Origin of the sequence: Psychrobacter sp. T6-6 (genome assembly GCF_052258185.1) — a bacterium.
Taxonomy (GTDB): domain Bacteria; phylum Pseudomonadota; class Gammaproteobacteria; order Pseudomonadales; family Moraxellaceae; genus Psychrobacter.
In genome coordinates this window covers 385,204-407,635 of the sequence record NZ_JBQQEX010000003.1, presented here as the reverse complement: position 1 = coordinate 407,635, position 22,432 = coordinate 385,204, and the positions used below count along the sequence as shown (strand labels likewise).

The following is a 22,432-nucleotide window of genomic DNA, read 5'->3' as shown; positions in this document are numbered from 1 at the left end:
GTTTTGGTCATTTTTGGCGGCTGTAGGTTTATTTTTGAGCGACCATTTCCGTTATGGTTAGCAGGTTGCATTTATCTTAGGACCATATTCAAAGGTTTGACCGACCTGAATGCCCTTCACTCACCCTTATAAAATCATTAATATCACCCCTATCAGCGAACAGCCTTGCTTATATGTTTCATTTAAGAGTACTTTTCGGTAAGATAAGCGCATACCTTTATTCGCCTCCAGCCAAGTGGCGCATCATAGCTCGGCTTTGGCGATACAAACCCAACACTTTTAACACAAGTATTTGAGAAACCTTTATGGCCCTGTACCCTTACACGCTCCAACCTGTCGCCTTAAATCTGACTGAGGCGGAATTTCACCAAGCACAGTATGAACTGTTTGCCAGTGCCAGCCCTTCTTTTGGTTTATCAAGCTTTAAGACCAAAGAATGGATCATTATGGCAGTGGTTGTGATACTTGCCATTGCAGGACTCATCTTTGTGACTGGCTACTCAACCATTATATTTTGGTTAATGCTCGTTGGTGTAGTGATTTATCTATTGGCTCGTACGTTGGGTTTTAAATGGTATGTAAAAAGAGAGTTTGAAAAACAAGTCGCCGATCAGGAAATGCCAGATGAGATGCGTCAGATGAAGCTGGGTGTACAAAAGCATGGTTTAGTTATGGCAATGCCAAGCAACCAACCTGATATGATGAAAAACTCACAAATGCGCGGTATGCAGATGCGTGCAGGCGCAACTCAACAAGCCGTTATTCCTTGGACTGCTATCAAAAGCTGGGATGAGACTGACGACTATATCTTTATGATGTTTGAGTTGAAAGGTCAACAAGGCAGCCAAATCGTACCGAAACGCTTGCAAGCGCAGAAATTTCCAATCGACACTGTTCGTCAACATCTACAAGAAGTGGTTCCTGTGAAAGGATTGAACCCTGAAAACTTGCAGCCACCAGCATAGCTGTAATTAGGGCTCTCTATCGTTTAGGAAAACGATAGAGAAATTTGATTTTACTTTTATAAAACCAATCGTAAAATTGCATTTATTAAATTTAACTTATTAATGATAGTTTGCTATTATTATAAGCATCAAAAGGAGACAGACATAGAGAAATAGCTGGTATGAACAGTGATTATTAGAATTGAATCACTTTTTTTACCAACCTGATCTCTATTGATTTAAGCTACCAAAACTCTTCTTTATTACGTATCACAACACTCACATTATAAGGATAATACTATGAGTAATTCTAACAATGCTACTAACCAGATCGGCTTAGAAAAAGCAGACATGAGCGAAGTTATTGCGCAACTGAATAACCTACTATCAACATACCATGTATTTTATTTGAACGTACGTGGCTACCACTGGAATGTAAAAGGTGAGCACTTCTTTACGTTGCATCCTCAATTTGAAGAGCTATATACTGCTTTACAACTACAGATTGATGAGATTGCTGAGCGCATCCTAACATTAGGCGGCACACCACTTCACGCTTATAGCGATTTTTCTCAGCATACTAGCATCAGTGAAGACAAAAACGTTAAGGATGGCACAACTTGTGTAAAAGGCGTAGTAAATGGTCTGCAAGCCCTAATCACTGAACAGCGCCAAGTATCTTCTCTAGCAGCAGAAAGCGATGACCAAGGTACAGCTGACCTTGTAGATGCCTACGTACAAGAGCAAGAAAAATTGGTATGGATGTATAATGCATTTTTGGGTTAGTAATGATTAACTCTGACTAAATGACTACCAAAATCTAAACAATAAAAAAGCACCTCGTAGGGTGCTTTTTTATTGTCAAAATTATAAAAGAAGAGAGCTATTTTTGCATCCATTGACGCATTTTTTCACGCTCAGCAGGCGTTGCTTGTAGCCAAATTTGCATGAATGAATCTAACGTATTGGTAGACGTACTTACATTTGCACTTTGCTGGACAGCAGTCGTCGTATTGACGTTGCCTTTAGGCATCGCTGCTGGACTTGTATTCGTAACTGCTGGCTGATCCAATGATGCAATCGCGCGCTGGTTCTGTAGCTCAGCATCGCCTGCGCCGCCGAACACACCACCTATTGCCTTACCAAGTCCTGAGAACAAGCCACCTTTGTTACCAACCATACCTTGTTGGCTGGCAATAACCGTATTATTTTGCTGTATAGCAAGCGTTGGCTGATCGGCATAATCTTTGGCTGCCTCATAGTCTTCTGGCTGATTAGGCATGGTCAAACGATACGTTTGGTTATCAGCCAGTTGTGCGGTCACACTAACATTACCTGAACGCAAGTAGTCATGCTCATCACGAGGTAAGTTATATAAGCGGTCGTATTTGGCCGTGATTGCGTGTTGACCTGGCTGGAGTGTAAATGTCTTCGTTAGTGGCTGAAACGCACTCTGTTTGATTTCCTGTCCATTAATGGCAGTGACTTTGATATTGTCATCAACCAATACTGTCACTGCTGCCTGTGACATCATAGAGACCGAAGTGGCACCTACCAATAACGACCCGATAGTTAATTTTTTTAGCAAAGAAATATTCGATTTCATAAGGCATTCCATTAATAGTAAAAGCATGTTGGATAAACAATTCGTATTCTTACGGTTATTCGTGTTCTGACTGCTAAAATTCTGACTACCAAAATTATAAATACTAAAAATCAAGCGGCATCGTATGTTGATCTTGATCCGTTGTCTCGTTGTCTACTTGTGTCTCTTGAGCGATATCAGCAAGCTCTGCTGCAAGCGTCTGCTCATCGATCGTTTTGAGCGCATCACTTATCACTGCTTTTGATATGTTGCTACGCCCAAGATTAGAGAACATTGGCTGAATGTAGTTGAGCACATCCATCATCGCACCAATCCGGTGTGGCCCTTCTGTCAATAAATAATCAATGATTCGATCATCAAACTGCCAACCGCGTCGACGCAAGATAGACTGTAGCAATGCTTGTCTGTCTGCCAAATCATGCCCAGTAGGCACCTTAAAGGTAGGCGCTTGTGCCAGACGCGTCAACAAATCCCTCAATTGAAAGGGTAAATCATCAGCAGGTTTATTGGCAGCAAACAACAGCTGACGCTGCCCCTCGCGGCTACGATTGATCAGGTGGAATAAGGCTTCTTGCCATTGACTGCTTTGCTCAAGCACTTCTAAATCATCGATAGCAATAAGATCAAAATTTTCTAAAGAAGATAGTACATGGACATCGGTATGAATCAACTCATTAAGCGACAAGCAGATTGCTGACTTGTCCATCTCAATAAACGATTCACAAATAGCAGAAAGCAGATGAGACTTACCTGTGGCAGGGCTACCAAACAGATATAGTTGACCAATCAGGCCGACATGTAACTGCCGTACTGCGTCAATAATAGACATCCAACCAGGACCGGCAAAGTCGCTGAGACTTGCATCATGCTTAATGTCCAGATTGAGACTTAGCTGTGCTTCTGCCATGAATCATCAACTCGTGTTGCGTAGCGCAATATAAAAGTACAATAGAAAAAGGATAAACGGCTTTAACACTACATTAAGTGCTATCAGCGCCATCCGGTATAAATGTATGTGATAAATATATTTTTTTGATAAGTCAATTCAATGACTAAGAACATGATGATGAAAAAGCCACTGATGAAATTCAATCTTTATGAAACGATTATCGTAGCGACTGATACTATCAACACTGCGCCTATATATAACATATTTGTAAAATGACTGACAAGTCTTTTACCTACTCAGCCTTGTCGATTATGGCTATATCATAACGCTATGATCATTTACACCCTATTTATCCGGAACATCCAACGCTATAGTATTTACTTCTTTTCAAACAACGCCAGCTGCTTGCGACCTCTATAAAAGTCAGTCGTACGATAATGGGCATACAAATGGCGGAACAATACATTCAAGACAGCAGATACAGGTAGCGCAATTAACATACCAACAAAACCCAATAAACTTGCCCCTGCTAATACCGCAAATATGACCCATAGTGGTGATAGTCCAATCTTATCACCTAATAGCAATGGTTGCAGAATATAGCCTTCTGCGGCTTGTCCAACCAAAAACGCCCCAACAACTAATGACAAATATGTCCAGTTGAGCCCAAACTGAAATAAGCAGGCAATGATAGCGGCGATAAACCCGATACCAAAACCTAAGTAAGGCACAAAACTAGCGATACCGGCTACCATACCGATAATAAGACCAAGCTCCAACCCAATGAGCTGTAACTGTATCGCATAAATAGCACCCAGTAGTACCATCACCAACAACTGACCTTTGATAAAAGCCATCAATGCTTGATCACATTCTTTTGCGATACCAATGACTTGTTTGCAATAAGGTCCTGGTATTGCCATCTTCCATGTATGCAAACGCTGATCCCAATTAAACAGGAAGTAAAAGGTCAAAATCGGCACCAATACAATAAGGCCTGCATTGTTAATAAAGTTCATACTTGACGTTAAAATTTGGCTCATCATGGTACTGGCATCAGCGAACTTATAATTCGTTTGCATATAATCAACCAATGTATCAGAGAACTCTTTAGACTGTAATTGAGGCAATTGGACACGAGTATTGCTATTAAACCACTCTCGCACAACTTGGTTGTACCAATTAAATATCTTAGGCAGATAATCCCAGGCCGCTTGCAGCTGACTCCATAATGTCGGTATCAACCACCATAATAATAGCGCCATGCCCAATGTGATCGTCGAGTAGACAATAATAATCGCAACCCACCGCTTAAGATATCTCGATAGCCGCTTTACTAAAGGATTAAATAAGTAAGCGAGCATAAAGGCAAAGATGAATGGCACGATTACAGGCAGCATTAGATATAAGAGGAATACAGCCACCACTAGAGCCACGACAATGAATAAACGTCGAAAAAAGGGATCTATTGACTCATTCATCATGCTGGATACTCCTATTATTAAGCGGGTTTGAGATAGTGACAAAGCGTGAGACAACAGCGATTCATTAAATGATTGAGTACTTTTTAGTAAAAGAACTCGGTATGTAATCGACGAACATCTTTAACAAGATTTTTTTGATATGGCTGTGTATTCTTTGGTACTCATCGACTAACATACTAATGATACTTAAGTCATCATTTAGACAATCATTAGCAATAAATTTAGCGTTCTATTATCGCAGACTCCAACGAAGAATCAGTCATTTTTTGTTTCTTAGCAACTTATTTGGCACTTAATGCAAAACTTAGCCAAATATCGGTAAGTTGCTTTGCGAGTGCGGTCTATTTTTGGGTATAATGCGCCCACTGTTTGTAAACTTTGCCATTAAACTTTATAGCGCTGATTGTAGCGTGATTGACTCCCTTACTTTTTAATCCCAATTATCTACCCCCAACTGTGAGATGACTATGAGTGACAAGCCTTCTTTAAGCTACAAAGACGCCGGCGTTGATATCGATGCAGGTGATGCTTTGGTTCAGCGTATCAAGTCCGTTGCAAAAGCCACTACTCGTCCTGAAGTCGTGGGTGGACTTGGCGGTTTTGGTGCGTTATGCCGTATCCCAACAGGTTATACCTCGCCACTATTAGTTTCTGGTACTGATGGCGTGGGCACCAAACTAAAACTAGCATTACAACTCAACCGTCATGACACTATTGGTATTGATTTGGTCGCGATGTGCGTCAATGATCTATTGGTTTGCGGTGCAGAGCCATTATTCTTTTTAGATTATTATGCAACTGGCAAGCTGGATGTCGATGTTGCGGCGACGGTTGTGACTGGTATTGGTGATGGTTGCAAACTAGCTAACTGTGCGCTCATCGGTGGTGAAACTGCTGAAATGCCAGGCATGTACCAAGACGACGACTATGATCTCGCTGGATTTTGTGTGGGCGTGGTAGAAGAAGCAGAGGTCGTCACTGGTGAAAATGTCGCAGAAGGTGATGTACTGATTGCACTTGCCTCAAGTGGCGCACACTCAAACGGCTATTCACTGGTACGAAAAGTTATCGAAGTTAGTGGCATTGACGTGACCAATAGCGATGAGCAATTAGATGGTCAGCCTATTCAAGACGCTCTCATGGCGCCTACTCGTATCTATGTAAAAGCCATCAAGGCGCTACAAGGTACCCTTGGTAGCTCAGCGCTTCATGCGATGTCACATATCACAGGTGGCGGCTTAACAGATAACTTACCACGCGTATTGCCTGATGACCTAGCGGCCAGCATTAATACAAACAGCTGGCAGTTCTCAGAACTGTTCACTTGGCTACAGACCCAAGGTAACATCGCGCAAAGTGAAATGTACCGCACATTCAACTGCGGCGTTGGTTTTGTCATCGTGGTTCCTAAAGACAAAGCAGAAGCAGCTATCAAGATATTGACTGACGCTGGCGAAAACGCTTGGCAATTGGGTGAAATGATCAAACGTAGCACTGATGACCAAGCGGATGCGGTGGTATACCGTTAATGTCTATTGATCAAACAAGCCAGCCTATCAAGCCATTACGTATTGCTGTTTTGGTATCAGGGAGTGGTAGTAACCTACAAGTGCTGATAGATGCTATGCAAGCAGGTGCGCTACCGATAGAAATTGTCGGCGTCATTAGTAATCGCGAAGATGCTTATGCATTGACACGTGCTAAAGATGCCAATATTCCAGTTGCTGTTTTGTCGCACGTTGCGAGTGGCAAACGCATGGGCATCAAGACCTTTGAAGCCCATGCCAATGAGCAGCTTGTCGCATGGCAACCAAATCTGATTGTTTTGGCTGGATTTATGCGGGTATTGAGCGGTTCATTTATCGATAATGCGCCTGCATCAATGATTAATTTACATCCATCTCTACTTCCCGTTTATAAAGGTTTAGATACTCATAAACGAGTCATACAAGCGGGTGATCGTTATCATGGCTGTAGTATCCACAAAGTGACAGCCGAGCTGGATGCAGGTCAAGTGCTGACGCAAGCAGTACTAAGTGTCGGTAACAGTGATACAGCGGAGTGTTTACAGTCACGGGTACAGAAGCTTGAGCATCAGCTACTACCGTGGACGATATTACTACTGGCAAAGAATGTATTATCCCTTGAAGTAAATAATATTTCATCACAAGCTAAGCAATATTTACCAACCCTACCATTACAGTTACTCATTGACGCATAAGAATATCAGTTATTTGAGTTATTGCTTTTGCATTGCACTACAAAAAGCCCAGTCACTCATTATGAGTAACTGGGCTTTTTTGATGACTATTCATGAATCAAATCATAAATAGTCATCTATTATGCTTATATAGTATTTTAAGTTTTAGAATACGTGAACTGCTTTAATGTTTACAAACTCTTTGATACCAAATCCACCATGCTCACGACCATAGCCTGAGTCTTTCACACCACCAAATGGTAGTGCAGGATTTGCTAAGCCATAGCCATTGACGTAGACCATACCTGTATCGAATTGCTCACGGGCCAAGCGCACTGCTTTTTCTTCGTCTTTTGAGAATATTGCACCACCTAGACCGTAACGACTGTCGTTAGCAATACGCATTGCGTCATCTTCGTCTTTTGCACGGATAAGCGAGGCTACAGGACCAAACAATTCATCGTCATAGGCAGGCTGACCTTTCTCGACATTTTCTAAGATAGTTGCTGGATAAAAGCTACCTTTACCTTCTGGTACTTTACCACCAACAGCAATCGTGGCACCTTTGGCTACACTTTGTTCTACTTGCTCATGCAGCTGATCTCGCAAGTCTGCACGTGCTAATGGACCGATGTCTGAACTGTCATCCATTGGGTCACCAGATTTGGTACCTTCAAACTTCTCTACGATACGCTTGCGAAATTCATCATATACGCTGTCAACTACAATGAAACGCTTCGCTGCTACGCAAGTTTCACCATTGTTGATCAAGCGAGCTTGAGTACAAGTTTCCACAGCGGTATCTATGTCTGCATCTTCTAAAACGATGAAAGCATCGTTAGAACCAAGCTCTAATACAGCTTTTTTGATTGCTTTGGCTGCTTGTTGTCCAACGATACGGCCGGCATCATCACTACCAGTCAGCGTCACACCGCGTACTTTATCGTTTCCGATTAGCTCTTCTGATTGATCATGATCAATCAAGATAGTGCGGAATAAATCATTCGGTAATTCTGATTCATGAAGAATCTTTTCAATCAATAAACCTGAGCCAGTGACGTTAGAAGCATGTTTTAGCAATACACTGTTACCAGCCATTAGGTTAGCAATCGTATAGCGGAACACCTGATACGCTGGGAAGTTCCAAGGCTGCATACCATAGATGATACCAATCGGTTGATAGGTCACAAGACCTTTTTTCATACCTTCGATATCACGTACATCATCAGCTAAAGAAGCGACACCGTTTTCAGCTGTGTAGTCGCAAATCGCTTTGCATAGACCTAACTCTTGTACGCTTTGGCTATATAGCTTACCGCGCTCTTCGGTCATGAGCTTAGACAGCTCTTCTTTATACTCCATCAGCTTGTCGCCGATAGTCTTGATAATACGGCCGCGCTCTTCATGGCTGACATTACGCCATTCTAAAAATGCATTGTGGGAAGCGTCAACGATTTTGTTGACTTCTTCATTGCTCATGTAGTCGTAGTTTTTTATGTCTTCACCAGTGGCTGGGTTTACAGTAGTAATATCTGACATATTATTGTCCTTGTTATTTGATTTTATGTGTTTGTATAGTTTTATCTGCTTGGTTATTCTGTATTTAGTAGCAGTGCTACTTTTGATTTTTAATTATTTGTTGTTACATCGATAGCGGCGTTCGTTAATCACTCGTTCTCTATCTGCAGACATATTACCAAGTGTGGGCAGCGAAGAGTTTTACAATATATTGTAAAGTGTGTTGAAGATGTTAAGAGTGTGACCGTCTTATTAAGAATGGCTAAATATTAGAAAAGACTTTATAGCAGCTCTAAACAAAAAGACCAGCCTAGTGGCTGGTCTATATAGAACAATCGAGTCTTTAAAACAAATGGTTGATAACAGGTATTTCCTGTGGTGGGTTTTCTTCTTCAGCTACCACTTGGCGTGCTACATGCATGATGAGCTGACGTAGCCATCGATGCGCTGGGTGATGCTGCAGCAGTGGTGACCAAGCCATCGTCAGCTCAAATTCAGGAATAAAAAACGGCGGCTCTTCCATCATAATGCTGTCGTTGTTAGCTTGCATTCTCGCCACACGGGTGGGCAATGTTGCTATCAAATCTTTATTTGCTGCAAGCATGGCTGGCATCTGATAATGACGAGTAAATACACTAATTTGGCGTTTTTGCCCAAGGCGCTGCAAGGCCTGATCGATTGAGCCAAGTCCACCTGATTTTTCTGGATTAACACCGAAGCCCACACCCATACCTGTCTTAGATACCCAGACATGCTGCGCTTTTAGATAATTTTTCAGATTAAAACGGTTGGCATAAGGACTCTCAGAAGATAATAGACAACTAAACGTATCACGCCATACCAGCACCTGATGGAAGCTTTGCGGTATCTCATTAAAACGGTTGATTGCCAAATCAACACGCCCCTGCTCCATGTCACGATAAGAGACATCTGATGGGGTCAAAAAGTCCAAAATAACATTGGGGGCCTCAGAGCGTAGCGCTTTTACGAGCTTGGGTACCAAGGTCGCTTCGGCATAGTCTGAGGTCATGATACGAAACACACGTGACGTACTATAAGGACGGAACTCAGTACGTGGCTCTAGTACTTGAGTCAGGTCAGCGAGTATCTCCCGAATGCGCGGCTGTAGCTCAAGGGCGCGCTCAGTCGGTGTCATACCTTCAGATGAGCGTACCAGTAGCGGATCATTAAATAACTTGCGCAAACGCCGCAAAATATTACTCATGGCAGGCTGGGTAATACCAAGCTGCTCTGCTGCGCGAGTGACGTTTTTTTCTCGTAGCAACACATCTAAATGGACTAATAAATTTAAATCAACCCGCTGCAAATTCATATCTATTTCTCTTGGCTTTCGAATAAGTACCACTGCAAGTTTGGTATTCTCAATGCTGTAATGGCTAGTACTGTAATAGTTAATGCTGTGATGACAGATTGCGGTTTACAACAGCATCAGTCTTATAATTTTTTATTGATCTTGCTATACCAATCGCTAGTTATAACCCAATTTACCTATCGCAACATACTGTTATACATGCATTATAACCTATAAAAATACTAAAGATAACTATCATAAATTAGATAAATCTTGGTAAGACAGTTATAGTAAGTTCCATAAAGGATTTGCGAAAAAATAATCAAGTTGAGTCTTATGAGCTGATTGCAAACCAAAAAAACTCAATAGCTAAGTAGCATATTAATGGTTTTTATTGGCAGTGAAACATTACCAAGCGACTGTATTATTGTAACATCTCTTGTTACCCATTATGACATCGCTGCCCATTAAATACTGATATGCCTTAGCGATAAACGAATTATCATCTATAAGATAGTCATTATTTTCAACTGCTGAGTTTAGCAATTCCCTTGTATTAGTGCATCGGTTTGTTTAGGGTAAATAGAACTTAGACAGATTAGTAATGACCCAAATTCTACATATAGCTTTGTTAGTTTAATAAGAATCTTAGTAATACACGTTTTTATTACTTTAATAATTAACTTATTTTTTACACCCCACCAAGGAGACTATAGATGTCAACTGCATATAAATCAGCGATCGACTTAGTACGTGAATTGAAGCAAAAGCACGGCAACTGGCAGAACATTAGCGAAGTTGATGCTGCACGTATGATGTCACAAAACCGTTTTAAGACGGGCTTGGATATCGCAAAATATACTGCAAAAATCATGCGTCAAGACATGGAAGATTATGACAATGATACGTCTCAGTACACGCAGTCTTTAGGTGCATGGCATGGTTTTGTAGCACAGCAAACTATGTATGCTAAGAAAAAATATTTCGGTACGACTTCTAAAACTTACATCTACCTTTCAGGTTGGATGGTAGCTGCCCTACGTTCTGAGTTTGGTCCTCTACCTGACCAATCTATGCACGAAAAAACGTCAGTACCTAAGCTAATCGAAGAGATCTACACGTTCTTACGTCAAGCTGATGCTAAAGTACTGAACGACTACTTCCGTGAGCTAAATGCTGCTGAAGAAGCGGGTCAAGATACTTCAGCCATCCTAGAAAAAATCGAAAACTTTGATTCACATGTGGTGCCAATCATTGCTGATATCGATGCAGGTTTCGGTAACGAAGAAGCTACTTACCTATTGACCAAGCAAATGATCGAAGCTGGTGCTTGTGCCATTCAGGTTGAAAACCAAGTATCTGATGCTAAGCAATGTGGTCACCAGGCTGGTAAAGTCACCGTACCACATGAAGACTTCATCTCTAAGCTAAACGCTATTCGTTATGCATTCCTAGAGCTTGGTGTTGAAGATGGTGTTATCGTTGCTCGTACTGACTCTGAAGGTGCATCACTAACGCAAAAAATCCCAGTATCAAATGAGCCAGGTGATCTTGCTTCTAAGTATATCGACTTCATCGAAATGGAAGAAGTATCTCTTGAAGATGCAAAAGAAAACGACAGCTTGCTTAAGCACAACGGTAAACTAGTACGTCCAGTTCGTTTGCCTAACGGTCTATATCAATTCCGTGAAGAAACTAACATCGACCGCGTTGTACTTGACTGTGTAACTGCTCTAGAAAACGGTGCTGATCTACTATGGATCGAAACACCTACGCCAGACGTTGCACACATCAAATCAATGGTTGACCGTATTAAAGAGCAACAGCCTAAAGCGAAGCTTGTATACAACAACAGCCCATCATTCAACTGGACGCTTAACTTCCGTAAGCAAGTTATTGCACAGTGGGAAGAAGAAGGTAAAGACATCTCTAGCTACAACAAAGATGACTTGATGAGTGCTGATTATGATGGTACAGAGCTTGATGCAGCAGCTGATGTTGCCGCTAAGAACTTCCAACGTGATGCATCACGTGAAGCTGGTGTATTCCATCACTTAATCACGCTACCGACTTACCACACGACTGCTCTTAGCGTTCATGAACTTGCTAAAGGTTACTTCGGTGAAGAAGGTATGCTTGCTTATGCAGCTGGCGTACAGCGTAAAGAAATCCGCGAAGGCATCTCTTGTGTTAAGCACCAAGCAATGGCCGGTTCTGACCTTGGCGATGATCACAAAGAAATCTTCTCTGGTGACAACGCACTAAAAGCTGGTGGTGGCAAAAACACGATGAACCAGTTCTAATAACTGACAGATTAGCAGTATTTATCAAAAAACCGCCCTACGTCATGTAGGGCGGTTTTTTATTGCGGTTTAAATAATCAGAGAATGGTAGACTAATAGTAATAAAGCTATCAATCAGAGCCGTCAGTCAGAATTATTAGGAGCCAATATGCAAGAGATAGAGCTGAAGTTTTTGGTACCAGAGTCACGCCTAAAAGGTTTAATGCGTCAAGCAAAAGTTAAATCTTCCCAAGTGACGCAACTGGCTGCACATTACTATGATACGCCTGACCAGCAGCTTGCACAGGCAGGCATTGGTTTGCGCATTCGAAAAGAAAACGATACTTGGGTCCAAACCATCAAAGCCGCTGGTGACGGTATTGCTGCTCGCTTAGAGCACAATGCTATACTCGATAATGAGCAAGTACAAACGATGCTTGACGATAATGAATTAATGCCTGATTTAACGATATATGAAGACACCTCGGTCGCCCCTGCACTGGCGGACTTTAAGCTCAAAAAACTACAAAAAGCACTGACGCGGTTGTATGTTACTGATGTACAGCGCACTACGCGATTACTGACAGAAACTAATGATGACGACATAAATAGCTGTATCGAAGTGGCCTATGATCAGGGAGAGATTATTCATGGCACTGATAAGACTCAGCGAAAAATCATTCAAGAAATAGAGTTCGAATTGGTGTCAGGAGATATAGACTTTTTGTTTATGACAGCAAAAACATGGTGTAAACGCTACAAGCTGTGTCTATCTACCGTAACCAAAGCTGAGAATGGTGGCTTATTGATCAATGAACAAGACCATAGTCCAGCCGTTGATGCCGATCTTAGCCAGTTGCAAGTAGATAAAGACAGTAGCGCGCCCGCCTTCATAAGGTCTGTGGTACATAATTGTCTACTACAGATACTGCCCAATAGCAGTGCTATTATCGCTGGAAGCACTGATCACGAGCATATTTTACAGCTAAGAGTTGGAATAGATCGCCTGCATGCTGCCCTAAAAGCATTTGCTGATTTCTCTGATGAGATCAACCCTGAATGGCTGTCGATACTCGAACAAACGGCAAATTTGCTTGGCACTTATTATCAACTTACTTATATTGGTTCACATATCGAGCCTGAGCTACAGGCACTCGGCGCACCTGCTGTTGACTGGACGACAGATATCGAAGATATAAAAATCACGCCTATCAATACGCTGCAAGCCAATGATTTTCAGATCACTTTGTTAGAGTTGATTGCTTTTACTATGAGTGATCCAAGCATTGAGCCTCACACTGATCAGCTTGCCTGCGATAAGTTGGCAAAGATTCTAACTAAACAGTATAAAAAGTGCATTAAAACCAGTAAAAAAATTGAGGCATTCAGCAGGCTTGATGACAATGACGATATAGATGAAGACGTGATTGATGACAGTCAATCAGAAGACAAGTTGTGCAATCATCTAAAAGAGCTGCGCTACGTTAGTGAATTTTCTATTCCCTTGCTAAGTAAGAAAAAATCTAAGAAAAAAACCAGACGTTGGCTAAAGCGGCTGGCAAAAGCGCAAGCAGCATTAGCACAGCGCAATGATGATAGCAAATATCATGCGTTTTATGCTCTAAAATCAGCCACAGATACAAACGCATTATATGGAGCAGGTTGGTTTGCCGCCATGCTTACTGATGACCCCACTTATATTGAAGCACGTTTGGCTAAATTCAGAGACAGCGCTACGTTTTGGTAAAGTTGTCATCTAGCACTGATGCTAATGACGATACTAACAACGATAAAAAAGACAGCTTACTCAATACGAGCTGTCTTTTTTATCGTCCATTTTTCCTGTTTAGTAGCCTCTCTCATCGTCGAATGCTCAGTATTAGTGGTTATAACTAGAATCATATGACTATAAGACTCTCTTATCTAAAGATAAGTTATCCACTGACAGTCAATTGGGCACGATGGTTACCGGCATGCCCTCTTCGACTTGTTCAAACAATTCAACAATATCTTCATTGCGCATACGCACACAACCATGTGACAACGGTATGCCCATCGGCTCGGTATCAGGTGTACCATGAATATAGATGTACCGATCATAAGTATCACAGCCGCCTTGGCTGTTGCTGCCTTTGTTTGATCCTTCTTCCAATCCGCTTAACCATAGGATACGGCTCAGTATCCAGTCGCGGTTGGGGTGACGCGTACCCAGCTCATCATCATATATTTCACCAGTTGGTACACGTCCTACAAACACGGCACTCATGGGCTCACTACCCCCTATTTTCATCTCGATAATATGCTTACCCAGTGGCGTACATCCACTATCTTGCTGACTTCCGATACCGTTTCTTGCAGTCGATATCGTGTATCGTGCAGTCTCAGCGTGCTGCTGATAAACCGTTAACGTTTGCTCAGCAATATTGATCACCAAATGCTGATCAGGTGTTTTGTTATGAGTCATAAATGTATCCAACGATCGGTCATTCATAAGATTACCATTAGCATAATCCGTAAAATGATTAAAAATTTCTATTATTAAGGGATTGTATCAAGGCATTGGGCACCGTAAGATAGGGGCACACTTTTTGATGCTAGCAGATTATGACGACTATTTCACCGACACGTGTGTCGATGTATGATTTTTTATATCATGATACCAAGCCAATGCTGTCGCTATTGGCTGATGCCTCACAGCTCTCGTTACCACAAGCGCGCTTGGCAATGGATGCCAGCCTACAAGCAATTCTAAGTGCGCTACTTGCCTATCAGCAGCAGCATCAAGGACAGGTACTTAGCAAAAGGCTCTTCGGACGTGCTGCTGTCAAAGAATTGCGACAGTATAACTCTATGAATTTTGCAACCATGAAGGCAACACTATATCACCGTCACGATGCTGCAGATGCTGTATTTAGTGACAATGCACGTGTCATAAAAGCGAGCGATCATATTGCTGAAAAAATTGGTGCCACGACGCAACAAGTTCAGATTTTACTTACCTCTTTGTGCGTGATTGTGCTGCGCGAATTGGCTATTCTGGCAGAATATAGCCAACTTGATAATGACGAGCGAAATAAATGGTTTGCTATGCAGCCACAGTTTTTGTCAGCAGCAAGATTTAGTACAGATGAGGTGCAAGCAGTACCCGCTGAGACAGAAAATATCGATAATGAGCCTGATACGCTGACAGAGCGCTCAGATAATAGTGTAGATAGCGCCGCAGAGCTCACACTATTAAACACTGAACAGCTATCAAGTACGCCGCCGCCATTTGATACTTACTGGTACGAGTTGACTGGATTTAAGCCTGAAAACTATGAGCCTGTACAGGACATGCAGTTAGCGACTGGCAATTACTTAAAAGCCATTGGTCGCTCACCTGATAATTTACAGCAAGGTCGCCATAACGACATGCTGGTATTTACAGAGATGCATGCAGTTGTATTACCTCATCAACGCTGGCTATTACAATTGGCGAAGATCTCTGACATCTATCTTAGTCGGAATCGACTGCGTGTTAACTCTGAACCTGCCAACCCGCCCAAGCCGCCTTTGGTAAGTTTAGGTTTGATCGGTGGTAATCAAGATAACACTCCGACGACGACAAGTGAGAAGCCCATAGAGTATGAGAAATCTACACCGCTTTGGAAAAATCCTGTCATTCTCATCATCATACTGGTCATCGGTGTGCTTGGTGCGCTCGCTGCTCTCAAATATCAATCGCAAAAATCTGATGGACTCATATTGGCTACCGAAGAAGTATTAGAACAAGATGCCATTGAAGAGCGTCAGCAGCAGGATGTCGCTATTGTCATGGTAGATGATGAAGATTCTGACACTGCAGTAGTGGCTGAGTAGGTATTTACTCTCGACAAATTTGTGTTCGAAAAACTCAAGGCAGAATCATGAGTAATACAATAAAAAGTGACTAGCAATAAAAAAAGAGGCTCTATATTAATATAGCCTCTTTTTTGTGTGTCATTCGAATTAGCCAATAGATATAACAGGCAAATCTATTTTGATAAATCGCGACCACGGCTGGCTTCGATAGCTAAGCGTAGACCATTTAGACGAATAAAGCCTTCTGCATCTTTTTGATCATAAGCGCCAGCATCATCTTCGAAAGTAGCGATTTTTTCGTCAAATAATGAATCGTTTGACTTACGTCCAACGACACTTACGCTACCTTTATATAGTTTTACACGTACAGTACCGTTGACGTATTCTTGTGATTTGTCAATCAATGCCTGTAGCATCATACGCTCAGGGCTAAACCAGTAGCCATTATAGATAATTTTTGCATAGCGTGGCATGAGCTCATCTTTTAGATGTGCCGCCTCACGATCAAGCGTTAACGACTCAATGCCGCGATGCGCTTTTAGCATAATTGTACCTGCTGGCGTCTCATAACAGCCACGTGATTTCATACCGACATAACGGTTTTCAACGATATCTAAACGACCGATACCATGTTTTCCGCCCAGTTCATTCAGCTTGATCATTACTTCATACGGCTTGAGCGTCTCACCATCGATAGCAACGATATCACCTTTTTCGTATTCTATTTCTAAATATTGTGCTTCATCAGGTGCTGCTTCTGGGCTAACAGACCAGCGCCACATGTCTTCTTCTGCTTCGGTATATGGCTCTTCTAAAATACCACCTTCAAAAGAGATGTGAAGTAGGTTGGCATCCATTGAATAAGGCGATTTTTTCTTGTTGCCAGCGTAATCAATAGCAATATTATGCTCTTCAGCATATTTCATTAAGCTTTCACGGCTTGACAGGTCCCACTCACGCCAAGGGGCAATGGTGACCACGTCTGGAGACAGAGCAACTGCCCCTAGCTCAAAACGAACCTGGTCATTACCTTTACCAGTTGCACCATGGCTGATAGCGTCGGCGTTGTGTTCTTTGGCAATCTCAACCAAACGCTTAGCAATCAATGGACGGGCGATAGACGTACCGAGTAAGTATTCACCTTCATAGATGGCATTGGCACGGAACATAGGGAATACATAGTCACGAGCGAACTCTTCGCGCAAGTCTTCAATATGAATATGCTTGATACCCATCGCTTGAGCTTTGGCTCGTGCTGGCTCAACTTCTTCGCCTTGTCCGATATCAGCGGTAAAAGTGATCACTTCCGCATCATAGGTTTCTTGCAGCCATTTAGCGATGATTGAGGTATCAAGACCACCTGAATATGCCAATACGATTTTATTAATATTTTTTGGATCAAGTTGAGCCATGAAAAACTCCTGTTATGAGAATGTAGTTTTGGGAAACGCGCTAAGATCAAATCGAAAGCAAATTGAAATACAATTACCCGCTCAGTGTACATCATATTTACTATAGGCAAAAGTCTAACTGCCACACAGCGTACGGTTTTAGCTCAATTTTCAAACCATACCATTTCCTAATCTCAGCACTTATATTTTATGTGATGAAAAAAACCAAATAACGTTCCCTAAATTATGTACAGATATTTAGCCTTATATTTAGTCAAGTGAGCAAATCTGTTATGATAGGCACACAACATCACTCCCTTTTGTTTCCTTTATTTGACGATATAGAGCGCTTTGACACTATGACTGATTCGATTAGAGAATTGACCATCCTTCAACCAGATGACTGGCATATTCACTTGCGCGACGATCTAGCATTGAGCACGACCGTACCTCATGCAGCAAGTAGTTTCAACCGCGTGATCTGTATGCCAAATCTGGTACCACCTGTCAAAAATGCTCATGATGCGCGAGCCTACCGTGCGCGTATTATGGATCAGTTAGACGCTAGTGACTTGAGTCTGGAGCGAAAATCGGCTTTTGATCCACGTATGACTTTATATTTGACTGATAATACCACTGCTCAAGATATTGAGTTGGCAGCACAGTCAGGCATCGTACAAGCTGTCAAACTGTATCCAGCTGGGGCGACTACCAACTCTGCCGATGGCGTCACTAATATTAACGCTTGTGTCGATATATTTGAAGCATTAGAAAAGCACAACTTACCACTGTTGATACATGGCGAAGTCACCCAAGACCACGTAGATATCTTTGATCGCGAAAAACGTTTCTTAGATGAAGTGTTGGCTCAGATCATCGTCAAATTCCCCACACTAAAAATCGTGGTAGAGCATATCACCACCAGCGATGCTGCGGATTTTGTATTGTCTCAAGGCAACCATGTTGCAGCGACTATCACGCCGCAACATTTGATGTTCAATCGCAATCATCTGTTGGTTGGCGGTATCAAACCACACTTTTATTGCTTGCCTATTTTGAAACGTGAAAGCCATCAAAAGGTGCTGCTGGATGTTGCAACCAGTGGTAATCCTAAATTCTTCCTAGGCACCGACTCTGCACCACATGCAACGGATAAAAAAGAAGCCGCTTGTGGCTGTGCTGGCTGCTATAGTGCAGCGACTGCCCTACCGTTATACGCCACTGCTTTTGATAGTGTGGGAAAAATAGACAAGCTAGAGGGGTTCGCCAGTCGTTTTGGTCCGCAATTCTATGGTCTACCTCTAAACGAGAGTACCATTACACTCGTCAACACCCCTATGCAAGTGCCAACTGACTATCCTTATTTCGATGGTGCTTCTCTGACGCCGCTCATGGCAGGTGAAACACTGCCTTGGTCTTTAAAGGCATAGTGCTCGCAGCTCTTAGCACTTATAAAGAGATCTATTAACATCATGATATTAACGATGCCTTTGTACTATATTATTTAGTATTAAAGGCATTATTAATATCACAGGATGCTTATTTTTTATTCAATATACCAGTACGACTGATAAAAGTGATTTAACTTGATATGACCAACCATAATACAGCAACTTTGCCAAGCGAAGAGTTATCAAACCCTACTAACACAAGCCTCAATGTGACTGTAAATACTGCGGCGGATGACAAGGTAGATGACGAACACGCACCTATGCGTTTAAAAGATCGTTTTCGCAAATTTTTACCTGTTGTCGTCGATGTTGAAACAGCGGGTTTCAATGCCCAGACTGATGCGCTACTAGAAATCGCCTGTATTCCTGTGCTACTTGATGAGCAAGGTGTATTTTATACGGGCGAGGCATTTAATGCTCACGTTGAGCCGTTTGAAGGAGCAAATTTAGAACCAAGCGCTCTTGCCTTTACTGGTATTGATCCTAATAATCCCATGCGTAAAGCCATTGCTGAAGACGAAAAGTCTGCCTTGCGCCGTATTTTCAAGGGATTAAAAGATGTGCGGCGTGAGGAAGACTGTCGTCAGTGTGTCTTAATTGGTCACAATGCGCATTTTGACTTGGCATTTTTGAACGCTGCCGTATTACGTACCAATAGTAAAAACCACAATCCTTTTCACAACTTTTCAGTATTTGATACCGTGACCTTATCCGCACTGGCATTTGGTCAAACTGTGCTAGCACGTGCTTGCAAAGCAGCAGGGCTTGAATTCGATGGTAAAAACGCACACTCAGCACTATATGATACTCAAAAAACTGCTGAGCTGTTCTGCCACATACTCAACCATTACCCTATGTTGGCCAATGCCATGCATAATGAAGACGCCAAAGAAGAATCAGTCGACAATAATAGTGAATAAGTCACATATCATGTATTGCCAACCACACGTAATAGTGCTATTTGTAATACTTGATGACTTTGACATCTTGATTTGATAATCAATAGGGATATGATTGATATCACGATAAGCAGGCGGGATTACTTTTATGACAGTAAGTATCATATTCTAGGATGAACAATATGATTAACTTATAGTGAAATATCGCTTTTGAGCGATACAGTTATATCCTATAGATGATTTGAGTTGCTCACACTGTCTTGGTAGCCAATACTACTAAGACCTAATTGGAGGGACTTCATTATGGATCCACAACTGAAACTATGGGGGACCATCATTGGTTATATGCTACTTGCTTTGACCATCAGCGCTTGTACTTCTTTATGGATTCGACATCATTTAAAGCGTAAAGACCTACACCCTCGCCGTGCAATTAAAAAAAGATATTTAATTTTAAAAAGACGTAGAAAAAGGCTTGACAGGAAGCGCCGACGCTATTAAAATACGCACCACTTCAGCATAAACGGTGAAAGCAGTTGGAGTGTTGTTACTAGTCCCCATCGTCTAGAGGCCTAGGACACCGCCCTTTCACGGCGGTAACGGGGGTTCGAATCCCCCTGGGGACGCCACTATTCGGCGTCACTTATTAGCACAAATACTTAGTATTCGATTAGACTAATAAGCGTACCACTAAAAGCCCCCTTCATAATCTATTATGGAGGGGGCTTTTTTTATGTTGATTTTTAGTGCTCAAACGATTCATCCAAACAAGAAAGCCAGCATCTAGTGCTGGCTTTTTTCAATTATATTCTAAGCTAAATATTACCTACTATGATATAGGTCTATCGATTACAGCATTAGCCACAACAATGTAGCAGCTATCATCAAACCCAGTACCGTCTGAATCAAAAAGAACGCCTGATGCTGACCAACAACTTTGCTCAAAGTTACCCCCAGAGTACTATACTTAACAGGTGGCGTATCGATTTCACCTGTTTTACTTCGTTCTTCGTAATAGCACTGCAAAACATCTAAGAACCTCTCCCATTCACTAGTGTTCCAAGTCTGGGGCTTAAACGGCATGAGCTTTTTGAGTTCAGGGTCTTTGGTCATCCAACGCTCAAGTGTGATAGAGCGTAATGACCAGCTACCGAATCGGCGCTCAGTAATTTCCGAAAAATCTAAAATCTCTAAATCCTTGTGTCGATCATCTACTAACAAGCGATTTTTTAAGTTTGTTAGCGCCTGTTCTGAACCTTCTACGCATTGGAAAAAGTAACCGTTGCCGTAGCAAAGGATACCCGTAATATTATTGGTATGGTTACTATCAACTGCGGTCTCTGAAATGTCATTAAGCGTGCTAGGACTTGAAAGACCAGTAGAGGTAATCCGGCTTATATATACAAGACGGCAGAGATCTGTCGTTACTGGATTTGTCGAATCGTTGATTGTTGACAATCAGCTTCTCCCTATTATTAGGTAAATGTCGCTAAAACAATCATACTAACTTCAGAAAAATATAGAGACAACGCTTCTATGCGTGATGAATGAGTCTGATATATTATTGATTTTATAAGTTTTTATATTAATTGTATTAAGTTAGTTACATCATAGGTTAGTTTAGTCATCAAAGCAACCTCTTTCGATTGATAGTCTTATTTCTGTACAAAAAACATGTAACAACAATATATTATATTTCAAGTTAATATATGCGAGCTGATATATACCGTGATATAGGCTTTTTACTACTTACTATGATTTGATATTTGAGAAGGCATTAAGACACCAACTAATGATTGATGTTTATAGAATATGTGAATCGAGAATGGTAGCTGCCTTATATAAAAAGCAACTTGATAGTGTTGAGGAGAATGGAGTTAGGATTGAATAGTCAGAATTGCTGAGAGCAACACCGCATCATCGGGATACGTAAGCTTTATGTTTTGTCGACTACCAGACACTAGACGTATCGGTAACTCTAAATGCTCAAAAGCACTGGCTTCGTCAGTAATACTGAGCTGGTGTTCCGATACATAATTTAGGACCCGTCTGAGCTGTCCCAAACGAAATACTTGCGGCGTTTGTGCTTGCCATATATTGCTACGGTCAATAGTACGCTTGGCATAAGGGCTTGTACTGCTGCCCTCTTCTATCGATACCGGCTTTGTATGAGAGGTTTTTAACGTATCTGCTACTGGTGTTGCCAAGATAGCGCCATAAGGCTCCCTCATCGCCGCTTCAATAACTTGATCTATATCAGCAACAGGCACTGCAGGACGAGCCGCGTCATGAATTAGTACCAGATCTGAATCATTCGCGCCTGTCTGAATGATTGACTCAACCCCTGCTTTTACCGACTGCCAGCGCTCTTCTCCGCCGACTGCGTAGTATATAGGGATAGCAAACTCTAGCTGCTGCGCTGTATTATCATCTGCCGCTATAACCAACAGACACTTATCGATATAGGTACTACGACCGAGCCGTGCCAAACTATGCTGCAATAATGTCTGATCTTGCAGTGTCGTATACTGTTTGGCGATAGACGCACCAAAGCGGCTGCCGCGACCAGCTGCGACAATCATAGCGTGAATGCTTGGGGGTTTATTCATAGTGGTG

The 22,432-nt window shown here is 41.9% G+C and carries 19 protein-coding genes and 1 tRNA gene; 11 read left to right on the top strand and 9 right to left on the bottom strand.

Annotated elements, in window-relative coordinates; genetic code table 11:
- The first annotated feature begins 305 nt into the window (after positions 1 to 305).
- Together ACTXGL_RS07655 and ACTXGL_RS07650 are read left to right on the top strand one after the other, a co-directional pair.
- Complete coding sequence (locus ACTXGL_RS07655; protein WP_319051247.1) at positions 306 to 965, top strand: YcxB family protein; 660 nt, start codon at positions 306 to 308, stop codon at positions 963 to 965.
- A 279-nt stretch (positions 966 to 1,244) separates the two neighbouring features.
- Entirely contained in the window at positions 1,245 to 1,730 is a 486-nt protein-coding gene (locus ACTXGL_RS07650) for a Dps family protein (protein ID WP_319051248.1), read from the top strand.
- 97 nt (positions 1,731 to 1,827) lie between these two features.
- Here ACTXGL_RS07650 and ACTXGL_RS07645 read toward each other — a convergent pair whose 3' ends face one another.
- The 3 genes from ACTXGL_RS07645 to ACTXGL_RS07635 all read right to left on the bottom strand — a co-directional run bounded on the left by ACTXGL_RS07645 (position 1,828) and on the right by ACTXGL_RS07635 (position 4,923).
- Positions 1,828 to 2,550 carry a DUF2057 family protein gene (locus ACTXGL_RS07645; protein WP_443526004.1) on the bottom strand — a complete coding sequence of 241 codons (723 nt, stop codon included), beginning with the start codon at positions 2,548 to 2,550 and terminating at the stop codon, positions 1,828 to 1,830.
- Positions 2,551 to 2,653: 103 nt separating this feature from the next.
- Entirely contained in the window at positions 2,654 to 3,457 is an 804-nt protein-coding gene (gene hda, locus ACTXGL_RS07640) for a DnaA regulatory inactivator Hda (protein ID WP_319051250.1), read from the bottom strand.
- Positions 3,458 to 3,816: 359 nt separating this feature from the next.
- On the bottom strand, positions 3,817 to 4,923 hold the full coding sequence (locus ACTXGL_RS07635; RefSeq protein ID WP_443526002.1) for an AI-2E family transporter: 1,107 nt from the start codon (positions 4,921 to 4,923) through the stop codon (positions 3,817 to 3,819).
- A gap of 467 nt (positions 4,924 to 5,390) precedes the next feature.
- Between ACTXGL_RS07635 and purM the strand changes: the two genes are divergently transcribed.
- Together purM and purN are read left to right on the top strand one after the other, a co-directional pair.
- The gene (gene purM, locus ACTXGL_RS07630; protein WP_443526000.1) at positions 5,391 to 6,452 is read left to right on the top strand and encodes a phosphoribosylformylglycinamidine cyclo-ligase; all 1,062 of its coding nucleotides are present in this window, start codon (positions 5,391 to 5,393) and stop codon (positions 6,450 to 6,452) included.
- On the top strand, positions 6,452 to 7,144 hold the full coding sequence (purN, locus tag ACTXGL_RS07625) for a phosphoribosylglycinamide formyltransferase (protein WP_443525998.1): 693 nt from the start codon (positions 6,452 to 6,454) through the stop codon (positions 7,142 to 7,144). The genes purM and purN overlap by 1 nt, the downstream gene beginning before the upstream one ends.
- Positions 7,145 to 7,288: 144 nt before the next feature.
- On the opposite strand, the gene ACTXGL_RS07620 is transcribed toward purN, so the two are convergent.
- Complete coding sequence (locus ACTXGL_RS07620; protein ID WP_443525997.1) at positions 7,289 to 8,662, bottom strand: NAD-dependent succinate-semialdehyde dehydrogenase; 1,374 nt, start codon at positions 8,660 to 8,662, stop codon at positions 7,289 to 7,291.
- Between the two features lie 322 nt (positions 8,663 to 8,984).
- Positions 8,985 to 9,974: a LysR family transcriptional regulator gene (locus tag ACTXGL_RS07615; RefSeq protein WP_058025743.1), complete on the bottom strand. Its 990-nt coding sequence runs from the start codon at positions 9,972 to 9,974 to the stop codon at positions 8,985 to 8,987.
- A gap of 695 nt (positions 9,975 to 10,669) precedes the next feature.
- Here ACTXGL_RS07615 and ACTXGL_RS07610 point away from each other — a divergent pair.
- Together ACTXGL_RS07610 and ACTXGL_RS07605 are read left to right on the top strand one after the other, a co-directional pair.
- Positions 10,670 to 12,256 carry an isocitrate lyase gene (locus ACTXGL_RS07610; RefSeq protein WP_319051255.1) on the top strand — a complete coding sequence of 529 codons (1,587 nt, stop codon included), beginning with the start codon at positions 10,670 to 10,672 and terminating at the stop codon, positions 12,254 to 12,256.
- Positions 12,257 to 12,404: 148 nt separating this feature from the next.
- On the top strand, positions 12,405 to 13,982 hold the full coding sequence (locus ACTXGL_RS07605; RefSeq protein WP_443525995.1) for a CYTH and CHAD domain-containing protein: 1,578 nt from the start codon (positions 12,405 to 12,407) through the stop codon (positions 13,980 to 13,982).
- Between the two features lie 201 nt (positions 13,983 to 14,183).
- Here ACTXGL_RS07605 and ACTXGL_RS07600 read toward each other — a convergent pair whose 3' ends face one another.
- Entirely contained in the window at positions 14,184 to 14,699 is a 516-nt protein-coding gene (locus tag ACTXGL_RS07600; RefSeq protein ID WP_443525994.1) for a L,D-transpeptidase family protein, read from the bottom strand.
- Between the two features lie 140 nt (positions 14,700 to 14,839).
- Here ACTXGL_RS07600 and ACTXGL_RS07595 point away from each other — a divergent pair, with 140 nt between their 5' ends.
- Positions 14,840 to 16,093, top strand: a complete 1,254-nt coding sequence (locus ACTXGL_RS07595) for a hypothetical protein (protein WP_443525992.1) — start codon at positions 14,840 to 14,842, stop codon at positions 16,091 to 16,093.
- A 155-nt stretch (positions 16,094 to 16,248) separates the two neighbouring features.
- Here the strand turns inward: ACTXGL_RS07595 and ACTXGL_RS07590 are convergent, their stop codons facing one another.
- On the bottom strand, positions 16,249 to 17,487 hold the full coding sequence (locus tag ACTXGL_RS07590) for an argininosuccinate synthase (RefSeq protein ID WP_443525990.1): 1,239 nt from the start codon (positions 17,485 to 17,487) through the stop codon (positions 16,249 to 16,251).
- A gap of 338 nt (positions 17,488 to 17,825) precedes the next feature.
- Between ACTXGL_RS07590 and pyrC the strand changes: the two genes are divergently transcribed.
- The 4 genes from pyrC to ACTXGL_RS07570 all read left to right on the top strand — a co-directional run bounded on the left by pyrC (position 17,826) and on the right by ACTXGL_RS07570 (position 20,445).
- Positions 17,826 to 18,896: a dihydroorotase gene (pyrC, locus tag ACTXGL_RS07585; protein ID WP_443525989.1), complete on the top strand. Its 1,071-nt coding sequence runs from the start codon at positions 17,826 to 17,828 to the stop codon at positions 18,894 to 18,896.
- 281 nt (positions 18,897 to 19,177) lie between these two features.
- Positions 19,178 to 19,837: a ribonuclease T gene (gene rnt, locus ACTXGL_RS07580; RefSeq protein WP_443526060.1), complete on the top strand. Its 660-nt coding sequence runs from the start codon at positions 19,178 to 19,180 to the stop codon at positions 19,835 to 19,837.
- Positions 19,838 to 20,119: 282 nt separating this feature from the next.
- Positions 20,120 to 20,317 (top strand): hypothetical protein, encoded by a 198-nt coding sequence (locus tag ACTXGL_RS07575; RefSeq protein ID WP_319051261.1) that lies wholly within the window; start codon positions 20,120 to 20,122, stop codon positions 20,315 to 20,317.
- A 52-nt stretch (positions 20,318 to 20,369) separates the two neighbouring features.
- Positions 20,370 to 20,445 (top strand) — tRNA-Glu (locus ACTXGL_RS07570).
- 220 nt (positions 20,446 to 20,665) lie between these two features.
- Here ACTXGL_RS07570 and ACTXGL_RS07565 read toward each other — a convergent pair.
- Positions 20,666 to 21,274, bottom strand: a complete 609-nt coding sequence (locus ACTXGL_RS07565; protein WP_443525987.1) for a BLUF domain-containing protein — start codon at positions 21,272 to 21,274, stop codon at positions 20,666 to 20,668.
- Positions 21,275 to 21,693: 419 nt separating this feature from the next.
- A complete protein-coding gene (gene ispD / locus ACTXGL_RS07560; protein WP_443525985.1) occupies positions 21,694 to 22,425 on the bottom strand; it encodes a 2-C-methyl-D-erythritol 4-phosphate cytidylyltransferase in 732 nt (243 codons plus the stop codon).
- Between the last annotated feature and the right edge of the window lie 7 nt (positions 22,426 to 22,432).

Bases quoted from the DNA above. Each gene is read 5' to 3' on its own strand.
- ispD (WP_443525985.1), bottom strand. From the start codon at position 22,425: ATGAATAAACCCCCAAGCATTCACGCTATGATTGTCGCAGCTGGTCGC.
- pyrC (WP_443525989.1), top strand. From the start codon at position 17,826: ATGACTGATTCGATTAGAGAATTGACCATCCTTCAACCAGATGACTGG.
- ACTXGL_RS07635 (WP_443526002.1), bottom strand. From the start codon at position 4,923: ATGATGAATGAGTCAATAGATCCCTTTTTTCGACGTTTATTCATTGTC.
- ACTXGL_RS07610 (WP_319051255.1), top strand. From the start codon at position 10,670: ATGTCAACTGCATATAAATCAGCGATCGACTTAGTACGTGAATTGAAG.
- hda (WP_319051250.1), bottom strand. From the start codon at position 3,457: ATGGCAGAAGCACAGCTAAGTCTCAATCTGGACATTAAGCATGATGCA.
- ACTXGL_RS07595 (WP_443525992.1), top strand. From the start codon at position 14,840: ATGACGACTATTTCACCGACACGTGTGTCGATGTATGATTTTTTATAT.
- ACTXGL_RS07590 (WP_443525990.1), bottom strand. From the start codon at position 17,487: ATGGCTCAACTTGATCCAAAAAATATTAATAAAATCGTATTGGCATAT.
- rnt (WP_443526060.1), top strand. From the start codon at position 19,178: ATGCGTTTAAAAGATCGTTTTCGCAAATTTTTACCTGTTGTCGTCGAT.
- purM (WP_443526000.1), top strand. From the start codon at position 5,391: ATGAGTGACAAGCCTTCTTTAAGCTACAAAGACGCCGGCGTTGATATC.
- ACTXGL_RS07605 (WP_443525995.1), top strand. From the start codon at position 12,405: ATGCAAGAGATAGAGCTGAAGTTTTTGGTACCAGAGTCACGCCTAAAA.
- ACTXGL_RS07575 (WP_319051261.1), top strand. From the start codon at position 20,120: ATGGATCCACAACTGAAACTATGGGGGACCATCATTGGTTATATGCTA.
- ACTXGL_RS07650 (WP_319051248.1), top strand. From the start codon at position 1,245: ATGAGTAATTCTAACAATGCTACTAACCAGATCGGCTTAGAAAAAGCA.
- ACTXGL_RS07655 (WP_319051247.1), top strand. From the start codon at position 306: ATGGCCCTGTACCCTTACACGCTCCAACCTGTCGCCTTAAATCTGACT.
- purN (WP_443525998.1), top strand. From the start codon at position 6,452: ATGTCTATTGATCAAACAAGCCAGCCTATCAAGCCATTACGTATTGCT.
- ACTXGL_RS07600 (WP_443525994.1), bottom strand. From the start codon at position 14,699: ATGACTCATAACAAAACACCTGATCAGCATTTGGTGATCAATATTGCT.
- ACTXGL_RS07645 (WP_443526004.1), bottom strand. From the start codon at position 2,550: ATGAAATCGAATATTTCTTTGCTAAAAAAATTAACTATCGGGTCGTTA.
- ACTXGL_RS07615 (WP_058025743.1), bottom strand. From the start codon at position 9,974: ATGAATTTGCAGCGGGTTGATTTAAATTTATTAGTCCATTTAGATGTG.
- ACTXGL_RS07620 (WP_443525997.1), bottom strand. From the start codon at position 8,662: ATGTCAGATATTACTACTGTAAACCCAGCCACTGGTGAAGACATAAAA.